A 21240-nucleotide genomic window follows, 5' to 3' on the forward strand; every position below is an offset into this window, starting at 1 on the left:
ACCAGACCAAAATCCGACGTTGAGCAGAATACGCGAACGCACTCTCCCCAACTTATCCCGAAAAGACTCTTTGATACGGTAGTACTTTTCGTCCCTACCAGAATCCGGATTATATCTTGTCTGCGAAATAAAATGCATAGTGCCACAAAGGTAAGGATAAAAAAATCCACCGCTGTGTACTACATTTCGATTTAAAAAACAACTACCCCGATGAAATCAGCATTTCACTCCTCAAAATGCCCAAAAACCACCTCAAAATATACTCCAGGGGTCAAACTTGGGCTAGGGGCAAGTCGCTGCGGGCGCTCGCCTGATCGCAATTTGGGGCTATACGATTACATGGGGGTGTCACATGCCATACTCGGTGCAGAGGTGCTCCAGAGCCATACGCTCGCTTACCTATCTAATAACAACCACAGTGTAGAGAATGGGACTATTATTATATCCTCTATACGCCTATCTCACAAAATATGGTTAAGTTTGTGAAGTCTTTTTAGGAGTACACATTATATATATAGATATTTATGAAGAGTAAAGAGGAGATCAGAGAGCAGCTCACGGTCTACAATACCCGAACCCGTCGCACGGAGATACTACAGCCTAAGCAGTCACCCCATGTAGGTATGTATGTCTGTGGGCCTACAGTCTACGGCGATGCTCACTTGGGGCATGCTCGTCCTGCCATTACCTTCGACCTTCTTTTTCGTTACCTCACACACCTCGGGTACAAGGTTCGCTATGTCCGTAATATCACCGACGTAGGTCACTTAGAGCACGATGCCGATGAGGGGGAGGATAAGATTGCTAAGAAGGCACGTTTGGAACAATTGGAGCCTATGGAAGTAGTCCAACACTACCTCACACGCTATCATAAGGATATGGACGCACTCAACGTGCTTCCGCCATCTATAGAACCCATGGCAAGTGGGCATATCATAGAGCAGATATTGCTAGTACAGCAGATTCTGGACGCAGGGTATGCCTATGAGTCGGAAGGGTCAGTCTACTTCGATGTAGAGAAGTACAATAAAGATCATAAATACGGCGTTCTCTCAGGGCGCAACGTAGAGGATATGATTGCTAACACGCGCGAACTGGACGGTCAAGACGAGAAGAAGAACTCTGTGGACTTCGCTCTCTGGAAGAAAGCGAGCCCTGAGCACATTATGCGTTGGCCTTCACCATGGAGCGATGGATTCCCAGGTTGGCATGCCGAGTGTACTGCTATGGGGCGCAAGTATCTAGGTGATGGGTTCGATATTCATGGAGGTGGGATGGATCTCATCTTCCCTCACCACGAGTGCGAGATAGCTCAGGCTGTAGCAGCAGAGGGCAAAGAGATTGTCCCTATCTGGATGCACAATAATATGATTACCATCAAAGGGCAAAAGATGGGCAAGAGTCTGGGCAACTTCATTACCCTCGAACAATTCTTTTCTGGAGACCACCAGCTACTTGATCAGGCATATAGCCCTATGGTGATCCGCTTCTTCATACTTCAGGCACACTATAGGTCTACCGTAGACTTTAGCAATGAAGCGCTGCAAGCATCCAGCAAAGGAATGGAGCGTATGATGGATGCCTATGCTGCGCTTGGTAGCATTAAGACTATTGAGATAGAGACTGAAGCACTGCCCGACTATGCAGGCAATTGCTATGCAGCGCTCAATGACGACCTCAATAGCCCTAAGGTGATAGCCGAACTATTCGACGCGACTCGACGCATCAACCAAGCTAAGAACGGCGAGAATGGACTGACTGCCGAACAGGTATCTACACTTAAGGAGCTATTCGACACTTTCTTCTTCGACATCCTCGGCATGAAGCAGATGGGAGCGGGAGAGAGTTCGGCGCACCTAGAAGCCTTTGGCAAGGCAATGGACTTGCTACTAGAGATTAGGCAAGGGGCAAAAGCGGCAAAGGACTGGGCAACCTCCGACAAGATACGTGACGAGCTGAAAAAGATCGGCTTCGAGATTATGGACGGCAAGGACGGCAGTAGCTGGAAGCTCTAATGATAATACTGATTACTGGAGGAGCGCGCTCGGGCAAAAGCACAGAAGCTGAGCGAAGGGCACTAGCGCTCTCCGACCATCCTATATACCTTGCCACGGCCGAGGCACGAGACGGAGAGATGAAAGATCGTATCCGTAGGCATCAGGAACGCAGAGGCAACAATTGGCGTACCATCGAGGAACCGGTGCATCTTGGACAGTTAGACTGCACTGGAAAGGTGGTGTTGCTAGACTGTCTCACGCTGTGGACGACTAACGTATTCTTTATGATGCGTGAAGATATAGACAAGGCTTTAGACTTCCTGAAAGAGGAGTTTGCCCGTCTTGTAAACCACCCTGCCACTTATATAGTAGTTACCAATGAAGTGGGTATGGGGGGCGTCTCGGACAATGCGATGATGCGAAAATATACCGACTTGCAAGGATGGGTCAATCAACATATTGCGCAACAAGCCGATGAAGTAATATTCATGGTAAGCGGCATACCACTTAAAGTAAAATAACCAATATACTATGCGTAAATTCAAGATTCAACCATTAGATCAGGAGCTGAGGGAGGAAGTACTACGTTACATTGACGATATCGCCAAACCCAAAGGGTCACTGGGAAGACTGGAGGAGATAGCGCTACAGGTAGCCCTGATACAAGGGAAGCTACACCCTACGCTACATAAGCCACACCATATATTATTCTCGGCAGACCATGGTATCGAGCGGGAGCATGTGAGCAAGTCGCCACGAGAAGTCACCTGGCAACAGACGCTCAATTTCAAGAGACGTGGTACCTCTATCGACTACCTCACTCGTCAGCACGATATAGAGCTGGTAATCGTAGACTCGGGCGTAGACTATGATATTCCAGCCGACTTAGGAATCGTAGATAGGAAGATAAGGAAGGGGACTTCCAACTTTCTCTACGAGGCAGCAATGACCGAGGCGGAGTGCCAGCTCTGTATAGAGCATGGGGCAAGACAAAGTGAGATTGCCAACAACAAGGGCTGTAATATCATCTCGTTTGGAGAGATGGGGATTGGGAATACAAGCCCTTCGGCAATATGGATGCACAAGATAACTAATATCCCACTTAGTGACTGTGTAGGAGCGGGAAGTGGACTCTATGGCACTGAGATGGAGCACAAGTACAATATACTGACCCAAGCGGTTGCCAATGCACCGAAGGAGATGAATGCCGAAGAGGTAATGCGCTACTTTGGGGGCTTTGAAATGGTAATGACGGTAGGTGCGATGCTCAGGGCAGCTGAACTACGCATGACGATTGTCGTGGATGGGTTTATCATGACCTCCTGCATGCTGATGGCTGCACAGCTTAATCCCACAGTACTAGAGTATGCTATCTTTGGTCATAAAGGAGATGAGAAAGGGCATGCCAAGCTACTTAACTACCTTGGAGTACGACCTCTACTAGACCTTGGCATGAAGCTCGGTGAGGGTACAGGTGCGGTTACCGCCTACCCTATCATCAAGTCGGCAGTACTGATGATGACCGAGATGTCGCTTTTTAGTGGGGAGAACTGTATCGAGAAGTACTTCTGAGAGTAAGGATGAGTAGCGCTAAGAGATTCTATTACGACATCATTGCAACATTTACGGCACTTACTCGCCTGCCTATCTGGGAGGTGAAGCAAGTGCCCAAGGAGCATTACGAGAGAGTAGTCTACTACTGGCCTATTGTGGGCTGGCTTACTGGACCACTTACTGCGGGAGTGCTGTTAGGTATGGGGCAATTCACCCCTGTCGTTATCGCAGTCGCTTTTGCCTTTGCTTTCCGTATCCTACTCACGGGTGGGATGCATGAGGATGGACTAATGGATCTCTTCGACGGTTTCGGTGGAGGTCACACCAAGGAGCGTACGCTCGAGATTATGAAGGATAGCCACACTGGGGCGTTTGCGGTGATTGGCTTCGTCTGCTATGCTATCCTATGGGTAGGCTTGCTGGGATATATGCCACTAAAAACAGCTGCCATGACGGTACTGATAGCCGACCCAGTGAGCAAGTTTGTGGGCTCTAACTTACCACGCTTGCTCACCTATGCCCGCACAGAAGCACAGGCCAAGATGGGTGTAGTCTATGAGCGCCACCCTCATATAGGTCTCTTCTTCATAGCCGCAATATTCGGTCTTCTCCCCATAGCTCTATGGCACCCCATGGGGTGGTGGGTGCTCCTCTTTTCGGCAGTGACTTTCTTTGTATTAGTATGGATGATGAAGCGGAAGATTGGTGGCTACACTGGCGACTGCTGTGGCGCTACCTTTCTCATCTGCGAAGTGATTAGTTTTTTAGCGATATGGGTAATGGCATGAAAGAGCTTTGGGTAGTCCGTCACACCGCTGTAGATGTCCCCGAGGGTGTCTGTTATGGCGGCACCGATGTAGGACTCAAGGAGAGCTTCCCCGAGGAGGCTGCTGTGGTAGCACAAAACCTAAAGGGATATATCCCCGATGTGATTCTTACGAGTCCCTTATCTAGGGCAATACGTCTAGCTAAGGCTGTAGGGTACGAAGGTGCGCCGATAGATGCGAGACTGAGAGAGCAGCACTTCGGAGACTGGGAGATGCAGAGATATGATGAGATTACCGACCCTCAGATGCAGCTTTGGTACGAGGACTATATCCACGTGGTACCAACTAATGGGGAGAGCTTTGCGCAACTGGTGGAGAGACTAGGAGGCTTCGTGGAGGAGCTGAGAAGCTCAGAGCATAAGCGGTTCCTTGCCTTTGCACACGGAGGAGTACAAATGGCCATCGGGGCCTACTTAGGGCTATATGAGATGATTGATGCACCCAAGTATATTCAGGGATACGGAAGTATCGTTAAGTACCAGCTGTAGAGAACTTAAAACCTCATAAAAGAGCAGATTGCACCTAGTAAAGGGCGGTATACTTGAGAAAAAAGAGTAACTTTGCGTGATTGTATAATGTAGTAAAAGGGGGTGTATATCCCTTTGGGCTAATGGATTTATATTGAGATATGAAGAGATATAGATGGATAGTGAGCTGCGCGGTGCTTACGCTTCTGGTTCTTTCTGGTTGTAGAAAGGATACTGCACGCTATGAGCCGCCAGTAAATCCTAGTTTTACCTTTCCTGGTCACATCGCCGCTAGCTTCCCTAAGCCTAAGGAGGAGGGAGCGAAGGCTCTTCCGAATCTCGATTTCCATATTGATAATAGGGTGATGCGTATCTGGAACAAGGTGCCGCTTCCCTATCAAAGCCACTACGATTCACTTGATCTCGATATGAAGGTGACATCGGAAGCGGTGGTTAGGATATTGAACGAAGAGACCAAGAAGGTAGCTGTCTATAATCCTCGTAAGAAGCTCAATCGTATAGATGCCACAGGAGGTAAGTTCCGTATCTCTATCGAGATTGAGGGCAAACCTACCCTTACCTACAACATGAGGATTATGACCTATGGTTATAACCCAGATAAGTTTACTTGGGTCAAGGAGAGCACCCAGATGCCTATTGCCGCCGAAGAAGCGAAGGCATTTACTTTGGGGGACACCCAATATTGGCTCGCACGCACAAGCGATGGCGGTAGTAAGCTGTACAGCTATACAAATACGACCTTTACCGAGGCCGCAGGTGTAGCTCTTCCCAAAATGCTTCTGCCAACCACGCTCATTGTAGACAGCAAGGGGCTGGTATGGGTACTAGACAAAGCGGGAGCGCTATACAAGAGTCGCGATCTAAAGAGTTGGACAAAGCACCCAGTAGGAAGCGTTGTTCTTACTCAGTTGGTTGGCGAGACCAATAAGCTAGACAACCAGCTTGTATTTACGGCTATCGGCCGTGAGGGAGATACCTATGCTAGCTATGAGATCACTGCAAGTGGCATAGAGAAGAAGGGCAATGTACCAAGCGGATTCCCGGTAACTGAGGCATTCGTCTACACATACAACTATTCTGGGGCGACCTCTACGACGCTATTTGGTGGCAAGACAAGTGCTGGTACTGCTGCACCCAAGAGCTTCTTCCTATCGGGTAGCGACAAGTGGGGTGTAACACCTTACCAAACTGCCGACCAACCTCTGCCGATGAGTGGTGGTCTATACCTAAGGACGGGAAACGACTCTGAAATATTTGTGATCGGTGGTACTTACCCTAAGACTGGGGACTCCAACTCAATCAAGAGGAGTGTAGACCGTGGCATCACATGGAAGGTGCTACCAGAGCAAGAGCTTCCAAACGGAGCTTTCTTGGCTCGTCACCATGCATCGGGATATGCGACAGGAAGTGGTAATCAGCTACAAGTGTACATCTTTGGCGGTGTTGTCAATGGCAAACCTAGCCAAGAGATTTGGCACGGTCTACTCGATACAACTGGTGGTATTATCAATAATTGGGAGTAAACACAATGATAGACCAAAGCTACCTAGCGAAGATAGACCGCACAAGAATACCTGAGCACATTGCGATCATCATGGATGGCAATGGGCGTTGGGCTAAACAGGCTGGACATGAGCGCACTTACGGGCACAAACACGGTGTAGAATCCGTACGTACTGTACTAACGGCTGCCAATAAGGTAGGGGTAAAAGTACTCACCTTGTATACCTTCTCCGAAGAGAATTGGAATAGACCTAAGGAAGAGGTAGAGGCTCTAATGGAACTCTTGGTAAGCGCTGTACACAACGAGCTAGATGAACTCAACGAGAACCGCGTACGCCTAGAGGTTCTCGGGAATATCGAGGATATCCCCGAGTCGCCTAGAGAGGCACTTTACAAGGCTATAGAAGAGACAAAGAATAATACGGGATGCCGTGTAGTGTTGGCTATTAACTACTCAGGACGTTCTGAGATTGTAAGAGCAGCTCGTCGCCTAGCAGCAAAAGGTACAAAGGATATCACCGAAGAGGACTTCGTGAAAGAGCTTTACCTCCCAGAGCTACCAGACCCCGACCTACTGATCCGTACAGGTGGGGAATTTAGGGTTAGCAATTTCCTACTATGGCAATTGGCGTATACCGAATTGTACTTTACGCCAGTCTTTTGGCCGGAATTTAATGCAGAGGAGCTCTACAAGGCGATTGTGGACTATCAAGGGAGGGAAAGACGATTTGGCATGACCGGAGAACAGGTGAGCGAAGATAAATAAATTGAGATCTGATGATAATGGGCAATATAATGCAGAGACGTAAGATGGTGAAGCAAATATACCGACTGGCTATGGCACTCGTGATAGGTAGCTGTATGCTCCCTAGTCTTCATGCACAAGTAGACCAAACTCCTGTGATCTCCTACTCTCGTCCTACAGAAAAGGTAATTGCGGGAATCGAACTCGTAGGTAATAAGAGCTATGAGGAGCAGGTGGTAATCAATATCTCTGGTCTCAAGGTGGGACAAAGGATAACTATACCAGGGGAAGAGATTACTAGGGCGGTTAAGAATTACCTCAAGAACAGTCTTTTCAGCGAGGTAGGTATCAATGCGACCAAGATAGAAGGAGACTCTGTGTGGCTTAGGATTAATATTGCTGAGCACCCTAGGCTCGCTACACTTAACCTATATGGTATCAAGAAGGGCGAAGTAGACGACCTGAAGAAAGGTAAGCTACTAGCACTTCAGCAAGGCACACAGGTTACGCCAAATATCATTGACCGCTCCAAGATAGAGATAAAGCGCTACTTCGACGAGAAGGGTTTCAGCGAAGCCTCTGTAGAGAGTACACTCACCCCCGACCCTAATAGAGAAGGGTATGTAGACCTTGCCTTCAACATCCAGAAGAATACCAAGACTCGTGTAGAGCAGATTAACTTCTACGGCAATGAGCAACTAACGGACAATCAACTCCGTAAGGCGATGAAGAAGACCAATGAGAAGTTTAGTCTATTAAAGCGCTTCATCCCAAGTTTATTGGAGATCTTTAGTCAAAAGAAGTTCTTGGAGGCAGACTACAAAGCTGATCTAAAGAATATCATTGACCTTTACCATGAGTACGGCTATCGTGATGCAGAGATTCTAAAAGATACGATTTACCGATACAATGACAAAAGGATTGCTATCGACATCCATATCAACGAGGGACAAAAATACTACATCAAGGATATCAACTTCGTAGGTAACACGAAGTACTCTACGGCTGACCTAGAGCGCCTTCTCGCCCTCAAGAAGGGAGATGTCTATGATCAGAAGAAGCTCAATGACCGTATGGTGAAGGACGAAGATGCAATTAGCAACATCTACTCCAATAACGGCTATCTCTTCATCAATATGATGCCAATCGAAACCGAGGTAAAGGGAGATTCAGTATCACTCGATATCCGCATCCACGAGGGTAAGCCTGCCACCATCAACAAAGTCGTTATCTCTGGTAATGAGCACGTATACGAAGAGGTCATTAGGCGCGAGATATATACTAAGCCAGGTATGCTCTTCAATCGCCAGTACATCATGCGTACGATGGAGCAGATCAATAACATGGGGCACTTCGATCAGGAGAAGATTGCACCTGAGATTATCCCTAACGAAGACAATGGTACTGTAGACATCGCTTGGAACCTTGTACCAAAGAGCAACGACCAAGTAGAACTATCTGTAGGTTGGAGCCAATCTGGTCTCATCCTAATGGCAGGATTGAAGTTCACCAACTTCTCTATGCGCAACCTCTTCAATCCATCTTCATACAAGGGATTCCTACCACGAGGCGATGGACAAACCCTCTCACTTCGCGCTCAGACTAATGCCCGCTACTACCAGAGCTATAGTGTCCAGTTCATGGATCCTTGGTTTGGTCGTAAGCGTCCTAATATGCTGAATATCTCGGCATACTACAGTAGGCAGACCGATATCAATCGTCGCTACTTCAATAACCAAATGTCTACGCTCCAGACTATGAACCCATACGGTTATAGTCCCTATGGCTACAATCCATACGGAGGTTACGGCGGCTATGGTTATGGCTATAGCCCATACGGCGGCTATGGTGGTTACGGCGGCTATGGTGGTTATGGTGGTTATGGCTATAACTATGGTATGATGCAGGAGCAGTACCAAGCACTCTACGAGAGTGCCTACGACCCCGATAAGACCTTGGATATGCTTGGTCTCAGCGTAGCGTATGGTAAGCGACTCACTTGGCCAGACGACCGTTTCCAATTCCAGGCAGCCATCAACTACACGATGTATAGGATGAAGAACTGGAGCTCCTACTACTACAACTTTGGCATGGAGAATGGTACTGCTAACGATATCAACCTTAGCCTAACCCTCTCTAGAAGCTCCATTAACGATCCGGTATATACTCGTATGGGATCAGACTTCTCGCTGAGCCTAAGCTCGACTCTCCCATACTCTTTGTTTGATGGGATTGATTACTCCAACCCCAACATCAACCAAGCGATACGCAATAAGTTTATAGAGTACTACAAGATTAAGGGTAAGGGACAGGTATTTATCCCGCTCCTCGACCCTACGACCAACAAGCGCACCCCTGTACTCATGTTTAGCGCAGAGAGTGGAGTGATTGGCAACTACAATCAGTTCAAGCGCTCCCCATTCGGCACTTATTACATGGGTGGTGACGGTATGAGCGGCTACTACGGCGGTTATCTCAACGAGATGGTTGGACTCCGCGGCTACAAGAATGGAAGTATCTCGGGTGCTAGTGGTCGTGGCGCTTACGCTTACAGCAAGTTCTTCATGGAGCTTCGCTACCCAGTGATTTCCGAGAATAGCACCATGATTTGGATCCACGCCTTTGCCGAAGCAGGAAATGCTTGGGAGCGTATCCAAGACATGAACCCCTTCCAGCTTAAACGCTCAGCCGGTCTAGGCGTCAGATTTATGCTACCGATGGTAGGACTTATGGGTATTGACTGGGGCTACGGTTTCGACATCCCAGATGGCAGCAACACACGTGGCGGCAGCAATATCCACTTTATCCTCGGTCAGCAGTTCTAATAACAAAAGAGAATAAGGATATGAAGAAGACAATCGCAAGACTATTTGCCACAGTCGCCCTTATGGTAGTGGCTTTTGTAGGAGTATCTGCACAGCAGCAGTCACAGTCTTCCTACGCACTTATCGATATGCAGTACCTCATGGAGAAGATACCGCAATACAAGTCGGCAACAGACCAGATTCAGAAGGAGACTGAGAAGTGGACTAAAGAGATTACTCAGCTCAATGACAAAGCCAAGCAGCTCTACATCAAGTATCAGAAAGACGTAGACAAGATGTCGGCAGACGAGCGTGTAAAACGGGAGAATGCCATAGTACAAGTTGAGGAACAGGCATCCAAGCTACAGCAGAAGTACTTCGGACGGACTGGCGAGGCAGCTAAGCTTCAGGAGAAGCTCATCAAGCCGATACAAGACACGATATACGAAGCCGTCAAGCTCATCAGCCAGCGTAGAGGCTCCCTCATGGTCTTCGACCGTGCAAGCGCTGTTGGCTCCATTATATATGCCGACCCAGCTGCCGATATTAGCAATGATGTGCTCATGGTACTAGGGGTCTCAGAATAAAAGAGTAGCTTTGTAACGTTTAGCAAGAATACATAACAACAAAATTGATAATAAGATTTAGATGAAGAAGATTTTACTTTCCCTCGTAGCCCTAATGGCTATGCCACTAATGAGTTTGGCTCAGGAGCAAAAGGTTGCAGTCGTTGATGTCAATTCCATCATCATGCAGATGCCAGAGACTAAGGCAATGCAGACGACCCTCGACAACCTACTCAAGAAGTATGAGGATACACATGTAGCAATGCAGGAAGAGTTCCAGAAGAAGTACGAAGCATACGAAGCAGAGCGTGAAGGTCTACTCGAGACCATCCGCACCCGTCGTGAGCAAGAGCTTCAGGATCAGGCAAAGCGTATCCAAGATCTTCAGCAGGTAGCACAGCAAGACTACCAGAAGAAGCAGGTAGAGCTCCTTACTCCTATCCAGAAGAAGATCCAAGATGCTATCGCAGCAGTAGGCAATGAGAACGGCTACACTTACATTGTAGATGCAGCTACAGTACTCTTTATGAACAACTCTACAGCTATTGATGCTACCACAAAGGTAAAAGCTAAGCTTGGTATGTAATATTTTACCATAAGGAGTAATAGAAACAAGTGCCGTTGGTTTTGTAATGCAAAGCCAACGGCACTTGTTTCATACAAGGAAGACAAATATTAACCCAAAAAGCTGTGCTAGTATCAGAAAAAATATGTAAGTTAGTGGCAGAATTCAAATAGACACGTAACCGAGAGTGAACAGACAAATATTTTCAACACCAATAAAACTGATATAATCATGACTAAGACAGTTACATTTAACAAGTTGAGAGCGTTTAAGAATAGCTTACCACACGGAGCTATTGCACAGATAGCTGATGAGCTGGGACTTAAGGAAGAGACCGTCCGCAATTACTTCGGTGGTAATAACTTCAAGGAAGGTGAGCCTACTGGTTCGCACCTCGAGCCTGGGCCAGAGGGTGGTATTGTCGTACTGGACGACGTTACCATTTGGGACAAGGCTCAGGAGATACTGGAACAGAGCAAGGCGTAACCCGTCTTTACCCAGAACCTAAATGCAAGAGTACCTACAGGGATTACTTCCCAGTGGGTGCTCTTTTTATTAATATCTCGTGGCACTCCAACCCCTATCCCCAGCATCCACCAGCCGTATGAGACTGTTGCACGGTGGCGAACTACTGCGTTACTTTTGACATTCGACTTCGGTCACGTACGTGAGTACGCTCCCGTCAGCCTCAGTCTCAGTGCCTTGTATTTCACCACCACGCAACGTCTAAGCCGATTTGCAAGCAAATCGGCGAGAATGGCACTTCGTGCAACATTCTCCGTATGCGCCAATATGAAATCGCCACATTGGGGTTGCCACCAACTATTTTTGTACAACATTTCCAAGCGTGGAAAGATAGTTTTCCAACGTTGGAAAGATAAGTTTCCAGCCTTGGAACGGTTGCTTTCCAAGCGTGGAAAATATTTTGGAAGAGGAACTCACGCATAAAATAGGTCGACACTACATATACAACGGAAGCGTCTGCGTCCCAAATACAGAGTGGCAGAAACGCTTCCTTGTGCAGTAGTCCCATTATTACTATCTTTGTATTCAGATGAAAAGGATACTCACATACCTCACTTTGATCCTCCTCCTAGCTAGTTGCTCCGAGGTGCAGGAGACTAGTGCGCCTACCCTCACTGAGCTTCACGAGGTAGGGAAGCTCGAACTCATAGAGTACCGCACCGAAGAAATATTCATTATCTCTCCAAAAGAGCAAAAGCTCAAGCTCATCATGACTCTAGACGAAGTGAGCAACTATCTTGATAACCTTCTCACTGTAGGAGATCGCATTGGCGTCTACTCTTTCGAGAACTTCAGCATCGCCTATATTGATCTCTCTCAGCTTCGGGAAGAAGATATTCGCTATGATGGCTCCCGTCATGCCATTGGGCTTACCCTACCAGCAATTCACATTGAGCCTATCGGGCGAAGTGGTGAGATCCGTAAGCTCCACGAGAGAGTCAGCGGACTACAATCCAATATCTCCAGCGAAGAGCGCCGACAAATGCAGAACCAAGCTTCAGCGCTAGCCATCAAAGCACTTGCACCAGGCACACCCAAACATAAAGACTTAGTTCAGCAGGCAGAGCGAAAAGCACGTGCCTACTTCACAGGCATGCTTCACGCCCGAGGCTGTAAGGAGGTAACGATTACGTTTAGGTCATGAAGAAGCTCATTATCTATCTCATACTCGCAGCTGTGCTCGTCCTATCAGGTGCCTTACTCTACCGCTCGTGCACAGCAAAGCCAGCCGAAAATACCATCCTTTTGTCGGCATCCAGCGATGCCAAAGAGATCGTACGCCTTACAGCTCTCGAAGGAGATCAGGTGGTTCCTGTCACTTTCCGAAAAGGAGGTATCGGGGCTTTCGGCATAGGCTATTACCGCACCCGTATCTACTTCGATGTAGAGCAAATGGCTCATGCCATCGTTGGCGATACCCTATATCTCCGTTTGCCCGAACCACAAGTACAGATACTCGAGGAACAGCAACAGGGATTCCGTGTGCTCGATGTGTGGGGTGAGAATATCCTTACCCGCCTCCAAGGGCCTCAGCTCTCAGTAGAAGACGAAAACCAGATGAAGGCAAAGGCGATAAAAACCCTTCGTGCTCAGCTCCTGCGAGATGGTTCACTCGATAGAGCGAAGACGCAGGCCACTGAGATGATTCATAAGATGTTCAGCCTCATACCAGGCACCGTAATATTACTAGATTATACCGACCCTCTTCCCGAGGGCGATAGACCCATAGATTCATATAGACCATTAGACCAATAAAATGAGATATACTAGACGCCAGACTACCCCAGCTCGGGTTGGTCAGATAGAAATAGGAGGCGATGCCCCTATTGTCATCCAGTCGATGACCAATGTAGATACCAACGACATAGAGGCTTCCGTAGCACAGATACAACGACTTGATCAGGCAGGTGCCCAGTTGGTTCGCCTCACTGCCCAAGGTCCCCGAGAGGCGAAAGCACTAGGAGAAACCCATAGGCGCATCCGAGAGGCTGGTTGCCAGCTTCCGCTATCGGCAGACATCCACTTCAATCCCAAAGCTGCTTACGAAGCCGCACTCCATGTGGAGAAAGTGAGAATCAATCCAGGCAACTTCTACGACCCAGCTCGCCGATTTAAGCAGATAGAGTATACCGATACAGAATACGCCGAAGAGGTGAAAGGGCTCCAAGAGAGTTTTGAAGACTTCCTTGAGCACTGCAAGCAGCACCATACCGCTATTCGCATAGGGGTCAATCACGGCTCCCTCTCCGATCGTATCATGAGTAGATACGGAGATACGCCCGAGGGGATGGTAGAGAGCTGTATGGAGTTCCTCGATGTATGCCATCGTACCCACTTTCACGATGTGGTCCTCTCTATCAAGAGCTCCAACCCTCTAGTCATGACCCACACCGTGCGACTACTGGCTGCGCGTATGGAGACTGCGGGCATGCACTACCCTCTGCACCTAGGGGTTACCGAAGCTGGTAATGGCGAGGATGGACGTATCAAGAGCGCTGTAGGGATTGGCACCCTTCTCTCCGAAGGCATAGGAGACACCATTAGGGTAAGCCTTTCGGAAGAGCCCGAAGCGGAAATACCTGTCGCCAAAGTATTGCTACAGGCGCTAGACGAACTAGCTCACTCTGAGACACTAGACTTTGATACCCAAGGCACACCATTCCGAAGCGAGGAGCGACCACTTGTCCTTATGGATGCCGACGATGCTTTTGGTCGACTACTCCCCGAAGAGCGCCCCGATATTCAGGTCACAGGGCAAACGAAGCTCCGTACCATTCTAGATACCGAAGCGCTCCTGCAGCCTAGGCAGCAACTCGAAGAAGGGGAGCTTCTAGTGGTACAGCTCTCCTACACTTATGCCCCTACCCTTATGCTTGCAGCACTAGATCAGGCAATGGAGCAGCCCTATATCCTACGCATTGATTGTGGCAAGCGCGCCCTTGAGGAGCTACCAACATGGTTGGGATTTCAGCTCGGAGGCGCCCTCATGCGTGGACAATTACAGGGGCTTTATCTCCGTAGCGACATCGATGCCCCTCTCACCATCAATAGCATTGCATTCGGACTACTACAAGCTACTCGTCGCCGTATCTCTCGCACCGATTACATCTCCTGCCCTAGCTGCGGGCGCACCTTATTCGACCTACAGAGCACCGTAGCACGGATTAAGGGAGCCACAAGCCACCTCCGAGGGCTCAAGATTGGGGTAATGGGTTGTATCGTGAATGGTCCTGGAGAGATGGCAGATGCCGACTATGGCTATGTGGGTAGTGCCCCGGGTAAGGTGGATCTCTATAAACAGAAGGAACGTCTCAAGCGCAATATTCCACAGGAAGAGGCGGTTACCGAACTGATTAACCTCATCAAAGAGCATGGTGATTGGAAGGAACCCGAAACACTCTGAACCATAGACATGAACATCACTGAGCTACCCCTTGAGGGACTACAATTGGTAAAGAGCCGACGTTTCGACGACTCCCGAGGCTACTTCATGGAAGTATTTAAGGAGGAGGAACTCCAACGTATCCTCACCGATCACCCACACTTTATACAAGACAACATGAGTTGTTCGCACCGAGGTGTATTCCGTGGGATGCACACGCAACAGGCACCAATGGCACAAGCCAAACTAGTGCGCTGTGTCTCGGGACGCATCATTGACTTTGCTATGGATATTGAGCCAACATCCCCCACCTTTGGACAGGTGGTGGGGGTTGAGCTCACGCCCGAGAGCGGGCAAGCCCTCTATATTCCCAACCGCTACGCACATGGTTTCCTAGCCCTCGAAGACAATACCAGAGTACTCTACAAAGTAGATGCACCCTATGCTCCCGAAAGCGAAAGAGCCTATAACTATCAGCACCCCGCCCTCCTCTCCGAGATAGAAAAATACCTCCCCCTCAGCCAACTTATCGTTTCCGACAAAGACCAAGATGCCCCACACCTACTATAAAAATGACGAAATAATGTTGGTAATGGTAGAGCCAGTTCACTTGATTGAGGTTAAAACACCTGAATCAGAGTAAAAGGCATTTCCTATACATAATCATTACAAACAATAGTCATATTAATATGATACCAAATTAAATGGAGAGGAGCTAGCTGATTATATGATAGACTATAATCTTGGTCGCACCACCCAACAGATCTATGAGGTGAAGAAAATTGATAACGATTACTTTGTTGACAATTAAGTTAGATCTCTTGTGCTTCTAATGTTAGCTAGGAAGTTACGGAAGAGGTCTTTTGGAAAGCTGGGGTAAAAAAGCTAAATTTGTGGGGTATAATATGGGGCGGGACCTATAATAATGGAAAAGAAGTGCATAATTAATAGTATTTTGGACACGGATCTATATAAGTTTAGCACCAGCTATGCGTATGCAAAGCTCTTCCCTAGAGCTCGAGGGCGGTTTGCCTTTGTGGATCGTGACAATACAATTTATCCCGAGGGTTTCGACACACTACTCCAAGAGGAGATAAACCTGATGACACAGCTCAAGCTCACAGATGAGGAAGCGGACTTCCTCGGTCGTGAGTGTCCCTACCTTCCTCCTTTCTATATCGACTATCTAAGAGGGTATCAATTTAACCCATCCGAAGTAAAGATTTCTCTTGACGAGGAGCGGCACCTACATATTAGTGCCGAGGGGCTACTCTATCGTGTTACATTGTGGGAGACACCAATATTGGCTATTGTTTCGGAGCTTTACTACAAAGTGATGAATGAGCAGCCAGATCTTGAGCATGTCCGTAAGGCGACTATTGAGAAGGCTCTTATGATGAAAGAGCATGGACTACAGGTCTCTATCTTCGGGATGAGACGGAGGTTTAGTTCGAAGGTGGAAGACTTGGTGACACAGTTGCTTAAGGAGTATGCCGGGAATAGTCTCTTCGGCACCAGCAATGTCTATTATGCTATGAAGCATAACCTTAGAGTAAGTGGTACGCACCCTCATGAGTGGGTACAGTTCCACGCTGCTATCTATGGCTACAAGATGGCGAACTACATGTCTATGGAAGACTGGATCAACGTTTACGACGGAGACCTCGGCACGGTGCTCACTGATACCTATACGACTGATGTATTTATGCAGAACTTCAGTAAAAAGCACGCCATGCTCTTCACCTCGATGCGCCATGATAGTGGCGACCCTTATGAGTTCGCAGAGAAAGCAATAAAAAGATACCAAGAGCTCAAGATCAATCCTATGCTCAAGTATATCGTATTCAGCGACAGCCTCAATATCCCTAAGGCAGTCCAGATAAAAGAGTACTGTGAGGGGCGAATCACTACGACGTTTGGGATTGGTACTAATCTAACCAATGACGTGGGGAATGAGACGGTACCACGCAATATCGTGATGAAACTCATCGGCTGTCAGATATCACCTCGGCAGAAGTGGCACCACTGTGTGAAGCTCTCCGATGTAGAGGGCAAGCATATAGGTGACCCCGATGAGATTGACTTGGCTCAGAGGACGCTTGGGATTAAGCAATGATCTAGATAAAACAATAAAGTATATAACATGGACACACAGAAGCAGACACGTAAGGGCGAACTTCCAGAGAACGCCTACCGACCATTGAAAGCAGGCGAGAGCTATCGCCCCGTAGTAGGTCCAGAGGAACGACCTAAGCAAGCCACAGCCTATAGTGTAGGTTGGGGTATCATCATGGCGGTAATCTTTAGTGCCGCAACGGCTTATCTTGGGCTCAAGGTAGGGCAAGTATTTGAGGCCGCTATCCCTATTGCAATTATCGCAGCAGGGCTCACGACAGCGATGAGAAGAAGAGGCGCACTGCTCGAAAATGTGATGATACAGAGTATCGGTGCCTCGAGCGGTGTGGTGGTAGCAGGTGCTATCTTCACTATCCCCGCAATATTTATCCTGAAAGCTAAGTACCCCGAGATGACGGTTAATTTCCTCCAGATATTTATTAGCGCACTCTTGGGAGGCGTGTTGGGTATCCTTATGCTGATTCCATTCCGCAAGTACTTTGTCAAGGACATGCACGGAGAGTATCCGTTCCCCGAGGCTACAGCAACTACTCAAGTACTCCTGAGTAGCGAGAAGGGCGGTGCTCAAGCCAAGCCACTTCTCTTATCAGGACTGATTGGTGGTCTATACGATTTTATTGTATCTAGCTTCGGAGCTTGGCACGAGATCTTCTCGAGCAAGGTATTGCCTTGGGGGCAGTCCATTGCCGACAAGGCGAAGTTGGAGTTCAACCTAAATACCGGAGCCGCAGTAATGGGGCTTGGTTATATCATCGGACTAAAGTATGCAGCTATTATCTGTGCGGGTTCGGCACTCGTATGGTGGGTAATTACCCCACTCATGAACCTCATCTGGGGTGGTGATATCATCGCTTTCGGAGACCCCAATATCACGCAGACGATTAGCGAAATGTCAGCAACAGAGATATTCTTCAACTACGGCAGGAATATCGGTATCGGTGGCATCGCTATGGCAGGTATGATTAGCATCTATAATAATAGGAGGATTATCTCGAGCGCTGTAGGTCTTGCCAAGCGAGAGCTGAAGCAAAAGGGCGGTGGAGAAGAGTCCAACTTACCACGTACAGACAAGGATATCAGCATGAAGATGGTGGTGTGGGGTATCCTACTAGCACTCGTCTGCATCTTCATCTTCTTCTACTTCGGAGTAGTACAGGGCAATCTACTATGGGCGGTTATCGGACTCATATTGGTAGCTGTTATCGCCTTCCTTTTCACCACGGTAGCAGCAAATGCAATTGCCATTGTCGGCTCCAACCCTGTGTCTGGTATGACACTCATGACACTCATTGTAGCAAGTGTGGTACTTGTGGCTGTAGGAATGGAGGGACCAAGTGGTATGGTTTCGGCGCTTGTCATTGGAGTGGTAGTATGTACTGCTCTATCTATGGCTGGTGGTTTTATTACCGACCTCAAGATAGGCTACTGGCTCGGTACAACCCCTAAGGTACAACAGAGCTGGAAATTCCTAGGCACCCTAGTATCTGCCGCTACAGTCTGCGGTGTGATTATACTGCTAGACAAAGCTTACGGCTTTACGGGAGATAATGCGCTCCAAGCCCCTCAGGCCAATGCTATGGCGGCACTTATAGAGCCTCTAATGACTGGTTCAGGAGCTAAGTGGGCACTATACGGTATTGGGGCACTACTTGCCCTTGTGCTAACCCTTCTGAAGGTACCAGCGCTACCTTTTGCACTGGGTATGTTTATCCCACTTCACCTCAATCTACCCCTACTCTTTGGCGGCTTTATCAGCTGGTATGTAGGTAGCCGTAGTAAGGATGAGGCGCTCAATAAGGCGCGTGTAGACAAGGGGACTCTCCTCGCATCTGGATTTATCGCTGGTGGCGCACTGATGGGCGTCGTGAGTGCTATACTAAAGCTCGCTGGTACAGAGTTTACACTGACAACTTGGTTGGCAAATCCATGGAGCCATGTACTGACTGTGGTGATGTATTGCGCTATATTCCTATACCTTCTCCGCTCTAGCAAGAATGCCAAAGTGGAGGCTTAACCAAATGATGATGAACATAAAAGATAAAATAGAGATAGTACAAAGTGAGATTGCGAAGCTGGGGCTCGAGGAGCGCCAGCCTCGCAATCTATACGAGCCAATGGATTACATCATGGCGCTTGGGGGTAAACGATTGAGACCTCTGATGCTCCTACTGGCTTACGAAGCATACAAACCCCAAGGAGATTGCTCTGAGATAGCTCCAGCAATGCGAGCTATAGAGCTCTTTCATAACTTCTCGCTGCTCCACGATGATGTGATGGACGATGCCCCTATCCGCCGTGGCAAACCCACGGTATATAAGAAGTGGGGCGCCAATACCGCAATACTATCGGGGGATGGCATGCTGGTGGAAGCGTATAGGCACCTGGCACAGCTGGATGACCAGAAAATACCGACAGCACTACGACTCTTTAACGATATGGCAACGGCGGTATGTGAAGGGCAACAGTATGATATGGACTATGAACTTCGCGCACTTGACCAAATCACAATTCCCGAATACGTGGATATGATTAGGCTCAAAACCTCTTTCCTTTTCTGTGGTGCAGTATCGCTGGGTGCTTATTTGGCAGATGCTCCGGAGATAGACCGCGAACGTCTATGGAAGGCAGTGGAGATTATGGGACTGGCTTTCCAAATCAAAGACGACTACCTCGACATCTATGGCAACCCAGGGTTTGGCAAACGCCAAGGCGGCGATATTCTAGAGGGCAAGCGCACTTGGCTATTGCTTACGGCTTATAACAAGGAGCCAATGGCTATAAAGGAGGCGCTCTCTATTGCTGATGAGGATGAGAAGATAGCCACAATGACTGCCCTCTATACACGCCTCGGCATTGGAGAAGCAGCGTTGTCGGAAGTGCAACGACTTAGCGACGATGCTACGAGGGTGCTCAATGAGCTTTCGGTAGAAGCAGATGCTCTGAAGCAGCTATTTACTTCATTGGTAGCAAGGGAGGTATGATGTATCCATTGGTAGATACACATACCCACCTTTACTATGCCGATGAAGAGGAGCGACTAGATTTCTCTAGAGACGTTGACCAGGTTATTACTCGGGCAATCGATGCGGAGGTGGACTACTTCCTCCTTCCCAATATTGATAGGGCAAGCTATCCAATGATGATGGCGCTCTGTGAGCGCTATCCTAAGCAATGCTACCCTATGATCGGCTTGCACCCAACAGATGTAGGCAAGGACTGGGAAGAGCAGCTAGCCTTTCTATATTCGGAACTCCAAAGAGCACCCGAAAGATATGTAGCTGTAGGAGAAGTCGGTCTTGATTATCACTGGAAGCTAGAGTACAAAGAGGAAATGATAGAGGCATTTCGACGCCAGCTAGACTGGTCGTTAGAATACAATCTACCTGTAAGCGTACACAGCCGCGATGCCGAGGAGGACAGCATTGCAATACTCTCGGAATATGCTTCTAAAGGCTTGCGAGGCTCTCTGCACTCCTTTGGAGGCAACGAAACGCAGCTACTCCGAGCGTTAACGGAATGCCCCAGTTTCATGATTGGTATCAATGGTGTCATTACCTTCAAGAATAACCCGAACGTAGTTATCTATAAAAATAACCTTCCTCTTGATCGAGTATTGATTGAGACAGATGCCCCATTCCTCAGCCCTGTACCATACAGAGGGAAGAGAAACGAGCCCTCCTACCTACACCATATCGTAGCCAAGCTCAGTGAAATGTATGGCATGGGTGTTCCGGAGGTACGACAGCAGCTCTTTGTCAATTCGATAAAAATGTTTAACTTGCACACTCAAACCATTGGATAACCACAAAAGGCTACATTGTTCGTTTATAAGCAGTTGAACCTACATAATAGGAGACTGTTGCACAAAAAACTGCGTTAAACACTTGTTTATCTCATTGGTTATCAGTATATTTGTATATGTTTAACAAGGAATAATTACTGATTCCATATGTCTTTCAAGAGTACATCCAACGATAATCCAAGTTTTGTAGAAGTTTTCACAGAGCAGAGACGAGCCAAAGCACGTAATGGCTTCTTAGAGCAAGTTGATATTCTTATTGACTGGCGCCCCATACAGACCTTTATCAATAAAAAGCTCAATAAGAGAGCAGAAGCACAAGGGGAGCCCACCTATGATGGTGTTCTGA

At 48.0% G+C, this 21240-nt stretch carries 19 protein-coding genes and 1 pseudogene; all 20 read left to right on the forward strand.

Features of this window, described 5'->3' with window-relative positions:
- Window positions 1-524 precede the first annotated feature (524 nt).
- On the forward strand, window positions 525-2015 hold the full coding sequence (gene cysS, locus A3GG_RS0106905) for a cysteine--tRNA ligase (RefSeq protein ID WP_018358578.1): 1491 nt from the start codon (window positions 525-527) through the stop codon (window positions 2013-2015).
- Window positions 2015-2518 (forward strand): bifunctional adenosylcobinamide kinase/adenosylcobinamide-phosphate guanylyltransferase, encoded by a 504-nt coding sequence (gene cobU, locus A3GG_RS0106910; RefSeq protein WP_018358579.1) that lies wholly within the window; start codon window positions 2015-2017, stop codon window positions 2516-2518. Before cysS ends, cobU begins: the two co-directional genes overlap by 1 nt.
- Window positions 2519-2528: 10 nt before the next feature.
- A complete protein-coding gene (cobT, locus tag A3GG_RS0106915; RefSeq protein WP_018358580.1) occupies window positions 2529-3569 on the forward strand; it encodes a nicotinate-nucleotide--dimethylbenzimidazole phosphoribosyltransferase in 1041 nt (346 codons plus the stop codon).
- A gap of 8 nt (window positions 3570-3577) precedes the next feature.
- Window positions 3578-4339, forward strand: coding sequence for an adenosylcobinamide-GDP ribazoletransferase (locus A3GG_RS0106920; protein WP_018358581.1), 762 nt, complete (start codon window positions 3578-3580; stop codon window positions 4337-4339).
- Window positions 4336-4866: an alpha-ribazole phosphatase family protein gene (cobC, locus tag A3GG_RS0106925; protein ID WP_018358582.1), complete on the forward strand. Its 531-nt coding sequence runs from the start codon at window positions 4336-4338 to the stop codon at window positions 4864-4866. Before A3GG_RS0106920 ends, cobC begins: the two co-directional genes overlap by 4 nt.
- Window positions 4867-5006: 140 nt before the next feature.
- Entirely contained in the window at window positions 5007-6389 is a 1383-nt protein-coding gene (locus A3GG_RS0106930; RefSeq protein ID WP_018358583.1) for a DUF6242 domain-containing protein, read from the forward strand.
- A gap of 5 nt (window positions 6390-6394) precedes the next feature.
- Window positions 6395-7135, forward strand: a complete 741-nt coding sequence (gene uppS / locus A3GG_RS0106935; RefSeq protein WP_018358584.1) for an undecaprenyl pyrophosphate synthase — start codon at window positions 6395-6397, stop codon at window positions 7133-7135.
- A 17-nt stretch (window positions 7136-7152) separates the two neighbouring features.
- Window positions 7153-9939 (forward strand): outer membrane protein assembly factor BamA, encoded by a 2787-nt coding sequence (gene bamA, locus A3GG_RS0106940; protein ID WP_018358585.1) that lies wholly within the window; start codon window positions 7153-7155, stop codon window positions 9937-9939.
- Between the two features lie 20 nt (window positions 9940-9959).
- Complete coding sequence (locus A3GG_RS0106945; RefSeq protein ID WP_018358586.1) at window positions 9960-10505, forward strand: OmpH/Skp family outer membrane protein; 546 nt, start codon at window positions 9960-9962, stop codon at window positions 10503-10505.
- Window positions 10506-10566: 61 nt separating this feature from the next.
- Window positions 10567-11070, forward strand: coding sequence for an OmpH/Skp family outer membrane protein (locus A3GG_RS0106950; protein WP_018358587.1), 504 nt, complete (start codon window positions 10567-10569; stop codon window positions 11068-11070).
- Window positions 11071-11280: 210 nt separating this feature from the next.
- Window positions 11281-11535: a hypothetical protein gene (locus tag A3GG_RS0106955; protein ID WP_018358588.1), complete on the forward strand. Its 255-nt coding sequence runs from the start codon at window positions 11281-11283 to the stop codon at window positions 11533-11535.
- 568 nt (window positions 11536-12103) lie between these two features.
- On the forward strand, window positions 12104-12718 hold the full coding sequence (locus tag A3GG_RS0106965; protein WP_018358590.1) for a DUF4230 domain-containing protein: 615 nt from the start codon (window positions 12104-12106) through the stop codon (window positions 12716-12718).
- Complete coding sequence (locus tag A3GG_RS0106970; RefSeq protein WP_018358591.1) at window positions 12715-13329, forward strand: DUF4230 domain-containing protein; 615 nt, start codon at window positions 12715-12717, stop codon at window positions 13327-13329. Before A3GG_RS0106965 ends, A3GG_RS0106970 begins: the two co-directional genes overlap by 4 nt.
- Before the next feature lies 1 nt (window position 13330).
- Window positions 13331-14977: a (E)-4-hydroxy-3-methylbut-2-enyl-diphosphate synthase gene (ispG, locus tag A3GG_RS0106975; RefSeq protein ID WP_018358592.1), complete on the forward strand. Its 1647-nt coding sequence runs from the start codon at window positions 13331-13333 to the stop codon at window positions 14975-14977.
- A gap of 9 nt (window positions 14978-14986) precedes the next feature.
- Window positions 14987-15526: a dTDP-4-dehydrorhamnose 3,5-epimerase gene (gene rfbC / locus A3GG_RS0106980; protein WP_018358593.1), complete on the forward strand. Its 540-nt coding sequence runs from the start codon at window positions 14987-14989 to the stop codon at window positions 15524-15526.
- Window positions 15527-15881: 355 nt separating this feature from the next.
- A complete protein-coding gene (gene pncB / locus A3GG_RS0106990) occupies window positions 15882-17072 on the forward strand; it encodes a nicotinate phosphoribosyltransferase (RefSeq protein WP_018358594.1) in 1191 nt (396 codons plus the stop codon).
- 27 nt (window positions 17073-17099) lie between these two features.
- Window positions 17100-19106, forward strand: a complete 2007-nt coding sequence (locus A3GG_RS0106995; protein ID WP_018358595.1) for an OPT family oligopeptide transporter — start codon at window positions 17100-17102, stop codon at window positions 19104-19106.
- Window positions 19107-19110: 4 nt separating this feature from the next.
- Entirely contained in the window at window positions 19111-20073 is a 963-nt protein-coding gene (locus A3GG_RS0107000; RefSeq protein ID WP_156808701.1) for a polyprenyl synthetase family protein, read from the forward strand.
- Window positions 20070-20894 carry a TatD family hydrolase gene (locus A3GG_RS0107005; RefSeq protein WP_248637664.1) on the forward strand — a complete coding sequence of 275 codons (825 nt, stop codon included), beginning with the start codon at window positions 20070-20072 and terminating at the stop codon, window positions 20892-20894. Before A3GG_RS0107000 ends, A3GG_RS0107005 begins: the two co-directional genes overlap by 4 nt.
- Window positions 20895-21041: 147 nt before the next feature.
- Window positions 21042-21240 (forward strand): annotated as a pseudogene (locus tag A3GG_RS0107010) (IS5 family transposase); the annotation flags it as partial.

It is taken from the genome of Porphyromonas levii DSM 23370 (assembly GCF_000379925.1).
Classification (GTDB): domain Bacteria; phylum Bacteroidota; class Bacteroidia; order Bacteroidales; family Porphyromonadaceae; genus Porphyromonas_A; species Porphyromonas_A levii.